Genomic DNA, 12,730 nt, shown 5'->3' with positions numbered 1-12,730 from the left:
TTTTTGGTTACAACTTGAACAGTATATACCTGTATTGTGTTGTGTTTTTTGGTTCCTGTTGTTGGTTGGGAACCGCATAGTGGACGAAAGCAGCATATCTTTACACCATCCTTGGTGTGAACGTCTTTTGATGCCGTTCACGGGTGGTGTGTGTGGTGTAAGTTATCGGCTTATTAGTACCGGTCAGCTTCACAAGTCGTTAGTCCTTGCTTCCACGTCCGGCCTATCAACCCAGTGGTCTGGCTGGGGGCCTCTCACACAAATGTGTATGGAAATCTCATCTCGAAGCAGGCTTCCCGCTTAGATGCTTTCAGCGGTTATCCCATCCGAACGTAGCTAATCAGCGGTGCACTTGGCAGTACAACTGACACACCAGAGGTTCGTCCGTCCCGGTCCTCTCGTACTAAGGACAGCCCTTCTCAAATTTCCTGCGCGCGCAGCGGATAGGGACCGAACTGTCTCACGACGTTCTAAACCCAGCTCGCGTACCGCTTTAATGGGCGAACAGCCCAACCCTTGGGACCTACTCCAGCCCCAGGATGCGACGAGCCGACATCGAGGTGCCAAACCATGCCGTCGATATGGACTCTTGGGCAAGATCAGCCTGTTATCCCCGAGGTACCTTTTATCCGTTGAGCGACGGCCATTCCACAATGTACCGCCGGATCACTAGTCCCGACTTTCGTCCCTGCTTGAGATGTCTCTCTCACAGTCAAGCTCCCTTGTGCACTTACACTCGACACCTGATTGCCAACCAGGCTGAGGGAACCTTTGGGCGCCTCCGTTACTTTTTAGGAGGCAACCGCCCCAGTTAAACTACCCATCAGGCACTGTCCCTGACCCGGATTACGGGCCGAAGTTAGATATCCAGTATGACCAGAGTGGTATTTCAACGATGACTCCCCCTGAACTAGCGTCCAGGGTTCACAGTCTCCCACCTATCCTACACAAGCCACACCGAACACCAATACCAAACTATAGTGAAGGTCTCGGGGTCTTTCCGTCCTGCTGCGCGTAACGAGCATCTTTACTCGTAGTGCAATTTCGCCGAGCTTATGGTTGAGACAGCGGGGAAGTCGTTACTCCATTCGTGCAGGTCGGAACTTACCCGACAAGGAATTTCGCTACCTTAGGATGGTTATAGTTACCACCGCCGTTTACTGGGGCTTAAATTCCCAGCTTCGCACCCCGAAGGGCACTAACCGGTCCTCTTAACCTTCCAGCACCGGGCAGGAGTCAGTCCGTATACATCGTCTTGCGACTTCGCACGGACCTGTGTTTTTAGTAAACAGTCGCTTCCCCCTGGTCTCTGCGGCCCCACAACGCTCACAACAGCAAGTGTTGGTCACGGGTGAGGCCCCCCTTCTCCCGAAGTTACGGGGGCATTTTGCCGAGTTCCTTAACCATAATTCTCTCGATCGCCTTAGTATTCTCTACCTGATCACCTGTGTCGGTTTGGGGTACGGGCGGCTAAAACCTCGCGCCGATGCTTTTCTAGGCAGCATAGGATCACCGGATCCCCGCATAACGGGGCCCATCGGGTCTCAGAGACGGTATCCAAACCAGGACCACGGATTTGCCTATGGTCCCTCCTACATCCTTAGACCGGGGCAACCATCGCCCGGCCCGGCTACCTTCCTGCGTCACACCTGTTAATACGCTTACCTCCCAGGATCAGGTCCCGCGCTCCACCAAAAACCACGTCACCCCGAAGGGTGGGCAGTCAGGTATTGGGCGGTTAGTATCCCCTGCTCAGTATGGGCGGTTTTTCGCCGGTACGGGAATATCAACCCGTTGTCCATCGACTACGCCTGTCGGCCTCGCCTTAGGTCCCGACTTACCCAGGGCAGATTAGCTTGACCCTGGAACCCTTGATCATTCGGCGGACGGGTTTCTCACCCGTCTTTCGCTACTCATGCCTGCATTCTCACTCGTGTAGGCTCCACCGCTGGTTTACACCGCGACTTCACCGCCCACACGACGCTCCCCTACCACTCCAGACGCCTGAACTCAGGAGAACAAGTCTCCGGCTTAGCTAATATCTGAAATCCACAACTTCGGCGGTGTACTTGAGCCCCGCTACATTGTCGGCGCGGAATCACTTGACCAGTGAGCTATTACGCACTCTTTCAAGGATGGCTGCTTCTAAGCCAACCTCCTGGTTGTCTTCGCAACTCCACATCCTTTCCCACTTAGCACACGCTTAGGGGCCTTAGTTGGTGGTCTGGGCTGTTTCCCTCTCGACTATGAAGCTTATCCCCCACAGTCTCACTGCTGCGCTCTCACTTACCGGCATTCGGAGTTTGGCTGACGTCAGTAACCTTGTAGGGCCCATTAGCCATCCAGTAGCTCTACCTCCGGTAAGAAACACGCAACGCTGCACCTAAATGCATTTCGGGGAGAACCAGCTATCACGAAGTTTGATTGGCCTTTCACCCCTACCCACAGCTCATCCCCTCCATTTTCAACTGAAGTGGGTTCGGTCCTCCACGACGTCTTACCGTCGCTTCAACCTGGCCATGGGTAGATCACTTCGCTTCGGGTCTAGATCACGCCACTCACTCGCCCTATTCAGACTCGCTTTCGCTACGGCTTCCCCACACGGGTTAACCTCGCGACGTAACACTAACTCGCAGGCTCATTCTTCAAAAGGCACGCCATCACACCACCACCCCCGAAAGGATGGCAACGCTCTGACGGATTGTAGGCACACGGTTTCAGGTACTGTTTCACTCCCCTCCCGGGGTACTTTTCACCTTTCCCTCACGGTACTTGTCCGCTATCGGTCATCAAGGAGTATTTAGGCTTACCAGGTGGTCCTGGCAGATTCGCACGGGATTTCTCGGGCCCCGTACTACTTGGGATACTCTCCAAACGGCAGCACGCATTACGGTTACGGGACTTACACCCTCTCCGGCCGGCCTTTCAAGACCGTTCACCTATACGCCTGCACTCATTTCACTGATCCGGCAGAATCAGAACGGAAAGTCCCGCAACCCCAGTGATGCAACGCCCGCCGGCTATCACACACCACTGGTTTAGCCTCATCCGCGTTCGCTCGCCACTACTAACGGAATCACTATTGTTTTCTCTTCCTGTGGGTACTGAGATGTTTCACTTCCCCACGTTCCCTCCACGCACCCTATGTGTTCAGATGCGGGTCACCCGGTCCATCGCTGGCCAGGCGGGGTTTCCCCATTCGGAAATCCTGGGCTCACAGTCCGGTTATCGACTCCCCCAGGCTTATCGCAGATTCCCACGTCCTTCTTCGGCTCTTGATGCCAAGGCATCCACCGTGTGCCCTTAAAAACTTGACCACAAAAGATCAAAAAACATATCGAGAAAACCATGGCATCAAACTAAAAGTCTGAAACCAAGATTTTTTGAAATTGCTTCTTATTTTTAAGATGCTCTCGTCCACTATGCAGTTCTCAACCAACAACCCCACACCACCAACCAAAACCCCCAAACACGAGGATCCCGCTGCCATGGCAGGGAAAAACCAGAAACCCCAGCACCCCAACCCCCACAAACAACACCCCACCAACCCGACACGCCACAACGACGCACCAAACCAGCAGAACACTTGTCCACGACAATCAGAGCCCTGTTATTTCAGGACCCAACAGTGTGCCATACGATAACCCAATCACCACCAACCAGAACCATTTCCACACCACCAAAAGGCGATCGTACTCTGCAACCAGCCAGCGCCACCAGGCACCTATCCATTGATATTCCACCCTTGAGCAGCCCACCGCGGAACAAACGCCCGCGCAATAGGCCATACTCCTACGAACCCCACACCAACCACACAGGATCGGCGCGTCATTCGAGGTGCTCCTTAGAAAGGAGGTGATCCAGCCGCACCTTCCGGTACGGCTACCTTGTTACGACTTAGTCCCAATCGCCGGTCCCACCTTCGACAGCTCCCTCCCCACAAGGGGGTTAGGCCACCGGCTTCGGGTGTTACCAACTTTCGTGACTTGACGGGCGGTGTGTACAAGGCCCGGGAACGTATTCACCGCAGCGTTGCTGATCTGCGATTACTAGCGACTCCGACTTCATGAGGTCGAGTTGCAGACCTCAATCCGAACTGAGACCGGCTTTTTGGGATTAGCTCCACCTCACAGTATCGCAACCCTTTGTACCGGCCATTGTAGCATGCGTGAAGCCCAAGACATAAGGGGCATGATGATTTGACGTCGTCCCCACCTTCCTCCGAGTTGACCCCGGCAGTCTCCTATGAGTCCCCGCCATAACGCGCTGGCAACATAGAACGAGGGTTGCGCTCGTTGCGGGACTTAACCCAACATCTCACGACACGAGCTGACGACAACCATGCACCACCTGTAAACCGGCCGCAAGCGGCCAACACATCTCTGCGCTGTTCCAGTTCATGTCAAGCCTTGGTAAGGTTCTTCGCGTTGCATCGAATTAATCCGCATGCTCCGCCGCTTGTGCGGGCCCCCGTCAATTCCTTTGAGTTTTAGCCTTGCGGCCGTACTCCCCAGGCGGGGCACTTAATGCGTTAGCTACGGCGCGGAAAACGTGGAATGTCCCCCACACCTAGTGCCCAACGTTTACGGCATGGACTACCAGGGTATCTAATCCTGTTCGCTCCCCATGCTTTCGCTCCTCAGCGTCAGTTAATGCCCAGAGACCTGCCTTCGCCATCGGTGTTCCTCCTGATATCTGCGCATTTCACCGCTACACCAGGAATTCCAGTCTCCCCTACATCACTCTAGTCTGCCCGTACCCACCGCAGATCCGGAGTTAAGCCCCGGACTTTCACGGCAGACGCGACAAACCGCCTACGAGCTCTTTACGCCCAATAATTCCGGATAACGCTTGCGCCCTACGTATTACCGCGGCTGCTGGCACGTAGTTAGCCGGCGCTTCTTCTGCAGGTACCGTCACTTTCGCTTCTTCCCTACTGAAAGAGGTTTACAACCCGAAGGCCTTCATCCCCCACGCGGCGTCGCTGCATCAGGCTTGCGCCCATTGTGCAATATTCCCCACTGCTGCCTCCCGTAGGAGTCTGGGCCGTGTCTCAGTCCCAGTGTGGCCGTCCACCCTCTCAGGCCGGCTACCCGTCGTCGCCTTGGTAGGCCATTACCCCACCAACAAGCTGATAGGCCGCGAGTCCATCCAAAACCGCAATAAAGCTTTCCACCAACATGGCATGCGCCAGAAGGTCATATCCAGTATTAGACCCGGTTTCCCAGGCTTATCCCAGAGTCAAGGGCAGGTTACTCACGTGTTACTCACCCGTTCGCCACTAATCCCCCAGCAAGCTGGGATCATCGTTCGACTTGCATGTGTTAAGCACGCCGCCAGCGTTCATCCTGAGCCAGGATCAAACTCTCCGTAAATGCATTACAGACACGCACCCACCACCAGGAAAAACCAGTAAACAGGCACGCGCAAAATTCGAAACCAGCCAAAAACAACCACACAACACCACCGAGGTAGCATCATGCAGCCAAATTCAACCAATCAATAAAACAATCGGTATCAACAAACATGGCACACTATTGAGTTCTCAAACAACAGACACACCCGGCACCAAACAGAACCAAACAGTTCCATCATCGCTCCGGAGCAACTTTTCAAACTTACCCGAACTTGGAAGCTTTAGCAAATCAACATTGTCGTAATCTGCAGCTCAACCAAGCGGTTCCCTACCCGTCATCCGCATGCCAAAAGCATGCCATTTCCAGGCTGTTTGTAAGGGGTCGGTCGCTATTTTTCCGCAGAAGCGGCGGCGACTTGTTCTACTTTACACACCATATGGACCGCTACCAAATCGGCCCTTTCATCATCACCTCCCACCCCGGAAACGCGCCCATTCCCCAGTAACGGCACCGATCAAGGTGCCTGCCCGGCGCCCCATCAACGGCAGGCCGAGCCGGAAAAGCGGCCATGAGACAGTGTGCCGTGCATCACGCAGATGGGCGCCCGTCAACTGTTCTCTGAATACCGCGCGAGCGCTTTTGCGATGGTGCGTAGTTGTGTCCGCGATGGTTCGATAATTGCCCTTGCCCGCCGTTCGATGCCGCTCCATCGCTACTGCAATGTCCGGGTATAGCCAGACATGTGCATCGGGCATCTCCCCTGGGCAGGTAGCAATCAGTCGGTGTCTCCACCCTGACCGATCGCTGCATTGGTGACGGTCGGAAATTGAGCCGTCACCGCGGTACCCAGGAAGGTCCCGCGATTGAGAATCTGAGGGAGGGCCATCCGGCCCCCGGGGCCCAGTCCCCGGCACCCTGCCACCAGCCCCAGCCCCAGCCCCAGCCCCAGACCGACAACTCGCGCAAAGATGCTGGCAGATCTTCCGCCCGACCTGGGCAACGTTGAGACCATCGGCTAACCATCGCGGATCACAAGGACACCTGATCACGTCCTGCAACGAAGGACTCCACCGAGGTAGGCATCTAAGGAAAGGCGACCGGCTACAGGAACAGCAAAATGAGCTTCCGCGCCTGGCTGCCCGTATTTGGCACGAGAGACCTATTGCCGGTGCAAACCCAGCTGGTCACTAACCAAAACATTGCCGATGCGTATCTGGTCAGTTCAACGCTGGAGACCGACGCTGATGATCCGAGGTACAGGTACCGGCCTATCACCGACGAGCTCCCAGGCGAACTACCGCAGCGGGGAAGAACGGGGTCCAGCTGTCGAGTCGAGACCACCGAATCTGGTCCATGTTTTCACGGCAGTGTTTTCACGGATGCGGACCCTGACCCCGGTCCTGAACCGCCGGTGCCGGCTAGCAGTCTCCGCATTGGAAAGCACCATGCACTCACGCAGCTATCCGGAACGGAGGCGCATGCAGATCGTGGACGCCACGACCGGTTGAATCGGACCACTTCCGTTCCCGGACTTTCCAAGGAATCGCTGAGACGCCACTCGCTCGCCAGGTCGATGGTGGTGTGTGTTTGGGGTGTGGTGGGTTAAGTGCGAAAGGCCCCACCGGTGGTGGGGCCTTTCGTCTAATGGTTGTCCGGCGGTGTCCTACTCTCCCACACTCTCTCGGGTGCAGTACCATCGGCGCTGTGGGTCTTAGCTTCCGGGTTCGGAATGGGACCGGGCGTTTCCCCCACGCTGTGACCGCCGTAACCCTTTTACCCGTTCCCCTGCACTGGCTGTGTGAGCCGTGTGGGGTGGGAAGTCTTTTTTGGTTACAACTTGAACAGTATATACCTGTATTGTGTTGTGTTTTTTGGTTCCTGTTGTTGGTTGGGAACCGCATAGTGGACGAAAGCAGCATATCTTTACACCATCCTTGGTGTGAACGTCTTTTGATGCCGTTCACGGGTGGTGTGTGTGGTGTAAGTTATCGGCTTATTAGTACCGGTCAGCTTCACAAGTCGTTAGTCCTTGCTTCCACGTCCGGCCTATCAACCCAGTGGTCTGGCTGGGGGCCTCTCACACAAATGTGTATGGAAATCTCATCTCGAAGCAGGCTTCCCGCTTAGATGCTTTCAGCGGTTATCCCATCCGAACGTAGCTAATCAGCGGTGCACTTGGCAGTACAACTGACACACCAGAGGTTCGTCCGTCCCGGTCCTCTCGTACTAAGGACAGCCCTTCTCAAATTTCCTGCGCGCGCAGCGGATAGGGACCGAACTGTCTCACGACGTTCTAAACCCAGCTCGCGTACCGCTTTAATGGGCGAACAGCCCAACCCTTGGGACCTACTCCAGCCCCAGGATGCGACGAGCCGACATCGAGGTGCCAAACCATGCCGTCGATATGGACTCTTGGGCAAGATCAGCCTGTTATCCCCGAGGTACCTTTTATCCGTTGAGCGACGGCCATTCCACAATGTACCGCCGGATCACTAGTCCCGACTTTCGTCCCTGCTTGAGATGTCTCTCTCACAGTCAAGCTCCCTTGTGCACTTACACTCGACACCTGATTGCCAACCAGGCTGAGGGAACCTTTGGGCGCCTCCGTTACTTTTTAGGAGGCAACCGCCCCAGTTAAACTACCCATCAGGCACTGTCCCTGACCCGGATTACGGGCCGAAGTTAGATATCCAGTATGACCAGAGTGGTATTTCAACGATGACTCCCCCTGAACTAGCGTCCAGGGTTCACAGTCTCCCACCTATCCTACACAAGCCACACCGAACACCAATACCAAACTATAGTGAAGGTCTCGGGGTCTTTCCGTCCTGCTGCGCGTAACGAGCATCTTTACTCGTAGTGCAATTTCGCCGAGCTTATGGTTGAGACAGCGGGGAAGTCGTTACTCCATTCGTGCAGGTCGGAACTTACCCGACAAGGAATTTCGCTACCTTAGGATGGTTATAGTTACCACCGCCGTTTACTGGGGCTTAAATTCCCAGCTTCGCACCCCGAAGGGCACTAACCGGTCCTCTTAACCTTCCAGCACCGGGCAGGAGTCAGTCCGTATACATCGTCTTGCGACTTCGCACGGACCTGTGTTTTTAGTAAACAGTCGCTTCCCCCTGGTCTCTGCGGCCCCACAACGCTCACAACAGCAAGTGTTGGTCACGGGTGAGGCCCCCCTTCTCCCGAAGTTACGGGGGCATTTTGCCGAGTTCCTTAACCATAATTCTCTCGATCGCCTTAGTATTCTCTACCTGATCACCTGTGTCGGTTTGGGGTACGGGCGGCTAAAACCTCGCGCCGATGCTTTTCTAGGCAGCATAGGATCACCGGATCCCCGCATAACGGGGCCCATCGGGTCTCAGAGACGGTATCCAAACCAGGACCACGGATTTGCCTATGGTCCCTCCTACATCCTTAGACCGGGGCAACCATCGCCCGGCCCGGCTACCTTCCTGCGTCACACCTGTTAATACGCTTACCTCCCAGGATCAGGTCCCGCGCTCCACCAAAAACCACGTCACCCCGAAGGGTGGGCAGTCAGGTATTGGGCGGTTAGTATCCCCTGCTCAGTATGGGCGGTTTTTCGCCGGTACGGGAATATCAACCCGTTGTCCATCGACTACGCCTGTCGGCCTCGCCTTAGGTCCCGACTTACCCAGGGCAGATTAGCTTGACCCTGGAACCCTTGATCATTCGGCGGACGGGTTTCTCACCCGTCTTTCGCTACTCATGCCTGCATTCTCACTCGTGTAGGCTCCACCGCTGGTTTACACCGCGACTTCACCGCCCACACGACGCTCCCCTACCACTCCAGACGCCTGAACTCAGGAGAACAAGTCTCCGGCTTAGCTAATATCTGAAATCCACAACTTCGGCGGTGTACTTGAGCCCCGCTACATTGTCGGCGCGGAATCACTTGACCAGTGAGCTATTACGCACTCTTTCAAGGATGGCTGCTTCTAAGCCAACCTCCTGGTTGTCTTCGCAACTCCACATCCTTTCCCACTTAGCACACGCTTAGGGGCCTTAGTTGGTGGTCTGGGCTGTTTCCCTCTCGACTATGAAGCTTATCCCCCACAGTCTCACTGCTGCGCTCTCACTTACCGGCATTCGGAGTTTGGCTGACGTCAGTAACCTTGTAGGGCCCATTAGCCATCCAGTAGCTCTACCTCCGGTAAGAAACACGCAACGCTGCACCTAAATGCATTTCGGGGAGAACCAGCTATCACGAAGTTTGATTGGCCTTTCACCCCTACCCACAGCTCATCCCCTCCATTTTCAACTGAAGTGGGTTCGGTCCTCCACGACGTCTTACCGTCGCTTCAACCTGGCCATGGGTAGATCACTTCGCTTCGGGTCTAGATCACGCCACTCACTCGCCCTATTCAGACTCGCTTTCGCTACGGCTTCCCCACACGGGTTAACCTCGCGACGTAACACTAACTCGCAGGCTCATTCTTCAAAAGGCACGCCATCACACCACCACCCCCGAAAGGATGGCAACGCTCTGACGGATTGTAGGCACACGGTTTCAGGTACTGTTTCACTCCCCTCCCGGGGTACTTTTCACCTTTCCCTCACGGTACTTGTCCGCTATCGGTCATCAAGGAGTATTTAGGCTTACCAGGTGGTCCTGGCAGATTCGCACGGGATTTCTCGGGCCCCGTACTACTTGGGATACTCTCCAAACGGCAGCACGCATTACGGTTACGGGACTTACACCCTCTCCGGCCGGCCTTTCAAGACCGTTCACCTATACGCCTGCACTCATTTCACTGATCCGGCAGAATCAGAACGGAAAGTCCCGCAACCCCAGTGATGCAACGCCCGCCGGCTATCACACACCACTGGTTTAGCCTCATCCGCGTTCGCTCGCCACTACTAACGGAATCACTATTGTTTTCTCTTCCTGTGGGTACTGAGATGTTTCACTTCCCCACGTTCCCTCCACGCACCCTATGTGTTCAGATGCGGGTCACCCGGTCCATCGCTGGCCAGGCGGGGTTTCCCCATTCGGAAATCCTGGGCTCACAGTCCGGTTATCGACTCCCCCAGGCTTATCGCAGATTCCCACGTCCTTCTTCGGCTCTTGATGCCAAGGCATCCACCGTGTGCCCTTAAAAACTTGACCACAAAAGATCAAAAAACATATCGAGAAAACCATGGCATCAAACTAAAAGTCTGAAACCAAGATTTTTTGAAATTGCTTCTTATTTTTAAGATGCTCTCGTCCACTATGCAGTTCTCAACCAACAACCCCACACCACCAACCAAAACCCCCAAACACGAGGATCCCGCTGCCATGGCAGGGAAAAACCAGAAACCCCAGCACCCCAACCCCCACAAACAACACCCCACCAACCCGACACGCCACAACGACGCACCAAACCAGCAGAACACTTGTCCACGACAATCAGAGCCCTGTTATTTCAGGACCCAACAGTGTGCCATACGATAACCCAATCACCACCAACCAGAACCATTTCCACACCACCAAAAGGCGATCGTACTCTGCAACCAGCCAGCGCCACCAGGCACCTATCCATTGATATTCCACCCTTGAGCAGCCCACCGCGGAACAAACGCCCGCGCAATAGGCCATACTCCTACGAACCCCACACCAACCACACAGGATCGGCGCGTCATTCGAGGTGCTCCTTAGAAAGGAGGTGATCCAGCCGCACCTTCCGGTACGGCTACCTTGTTACGACTTAGTCCCAATCGCCGGTCCCACCTTCGACAGCTCCCTCCCCACAAGGGGGTTAGGCCACCGGCTTCGGGTGTTACCAACTTTCGTGACTTGACGGGCGGTGTGTACAAGGCCCGGGAACGTATTCACCGCAGCGTTGCTGATCTGCGATTACTAGCGACTCCGACTTCATGAGGTCGAGTTGCAGACCTCAATCCGAACTGAGACCGGCTTTTTGGGATTAGCTCCACCTCACAGTATCGCAACCCTTTGTACCGGCCATTGTAGCATGCGTGAAGCCCAAGACATAAGGGGCATGATGATTTGACGTCGTCCCCACCTTCCTCCGAGTTGACCCCGGCAGTCTCCTATGAGTCCCCGCCATAACGCGCTGGCAACATAGAACGAGGGTTGCGCTCGTTGCGGGACTTAACCCAACATCTCACGACACGAGCTGACGACAACCATGCACCACCTGTAAACCGGCCGCAAGCGGCCAACACATCTCTGCGCTGTTCCAGTTCATGTCAAGCCTTGGTAAGGTTCTTCGCGTTGCATCGAATTAATCCGCATGCTCCGCCGCTTGTGCGGGCCCCCGTCAATTCCTTTGAGTTTTAGCCTTGCGGCCGTACTCCCCAGGCGGGGCACTTAATGCGTTAGCTACGGCGCGGAAAACGTGGAATGTCCCCCACACCTAGTGCCCAACGTTTACGGCATGGACTACCAGGGTATCTAATCCTGTTCGCTCCCCATGCTTTCGCTCCTCAGCGTCAGTTAATGCCCAGAGACCTGCCTTCGCCATCGGTGTTCCTCCTGATATCTGCGCATTTCACCGCTACACCAGGAATTCCAGTCTCCCCTACATCACTCTAGTCTGCCCGTACCCACCGCAGATCCGGAGTTAAGCCCCGGACTTTCACGGCAGACGCGACAAACCGCCTACGAGCTCTTTACGCCCAATAATTCCGGATAACGCTTGCGCCCTACGTATTACCGCGGCTGCTGGCACGTAGTTAGCCGGCGCTTCTTCTGCAGGTACCGTCACTTTCGCTTCTTCCCTACTGAAAGAGGTTTACAACCCGAAGGCCTTCATCCCCCACGCGGCGTCGCTGCATCAGGCTTGCGCCCATTGTGCAATATTCCCCACTGCTGCCTCCCGTAGGAGTCTGGGCCGTGTCTCAGTCCCAGTGTGGCCGTCCACCCTCTCAGGCCGGCTACCCGTCGTCGCCTTGGTAGGCCATTACCCCACCAACAAGCTGATAGGCCGCGAGTCCATCCAAAACCGCAATAAAGCTTTCCACCAACATGGCATGCGCCAGAAGGTCATATCCAGTATTAGACCCGGTTTCCCAGGCTTATCCCAGAGTCAAGGGCAGGTTACTCACGTGTTACTCACCCGTTCGCCACTAATCCCCCAGCAAGCTGGGATCATCGTTCGACTTGCATGTGTTAAGCACGCCGCCAGCGTTCATCCTGAGCCAGGATCAAACTCTCCGTAAATGCATTACAGACACGCACCCACCACCAGGAAAAACCAGTAAACAGGCACGCGCAAAATTCGAAACCAGCCAAAAACAACCACACAACACCACCGAGGTAGCATCATGCAGCCAAATTCAACCAATCAATAAAACAATCGGTATCAACAAACATGGCACACTATTGAGTTCTCAAA

At 55.2% G+C, this 12,730-nt stretch carries 1 protein-coding gene and 5 rRNA genes; all 6 read right to left on the bottom strand.

Going from position 1 to position 12,730, the window contains the following annotated elements; all coding sequences use genetic code 11:
• Positions 1–152: 152 nt before the first annotated feature.
• A 23S ribosomal RNA gene (locus B384_RS0112205) occupies positions 153–3,317 on the bottom strand.
• Positions 3,318–3,848: 531 nt separating this feature from the next.
• A 16S ribosomal RNA gene (locus tag B384_RS0112200) occupies positions 3,849–5,375 on the bottom strand.
• Positions 5,376–6,132: 757 nt separating this feature from the next.
• The gene (locus B384_RS20645) at positions 6,133–6,369 is read right to left on the bottom strand and encodes a hypothetical protein (protein ID WP_156809089.1); all 237 of its coding nucleotides are present in this window, start codon (positions 6,367–6,369) and stop codon (positions 6,133–6,135) included.
• Between the two features lie 638 nt (positions 6,370–7,007).
• Positions 7,008–7,124: ribosomal RNA gene (gene rrf, locus B384_RS0112185) — 5S ribosomal RNA — on the bottom strand.
• Positions 7,125–7,332: 208 nt separating this feature from the next.
• A 23S ribosomal RNA gene (locus B384_RS0112180) occupies positions 7,333–10,497 on the bottom strand.
• Positions 10,498–11,028: 531 nt separating this feature from the next.
• Positions 11,029–12,555: ribosomal RNA gene (locus B384_RS0112175) — 16S ribosomal RNA — on the bottom strand.
• The 16S, 23S and 5S rRNA genes sit together here, the layout of an rRNA operon.
• Positions 12,556–12,730: the final 175 nt, after the last annotated feature.

The organism is Arthrobacter sp. TB 23, from assembly GCF_000294595.1.
Lineage (GTDB): Bacteria > Actinomycetota > Actinomycetes > Actinomycetales > Micrococcaceae > Arthrobacter_D.
The sequence above is the reverse complement of the archived record's forward strand: the minus strand, read 5'-3'. Positions and strand labels throughout refer to the sequence as shown.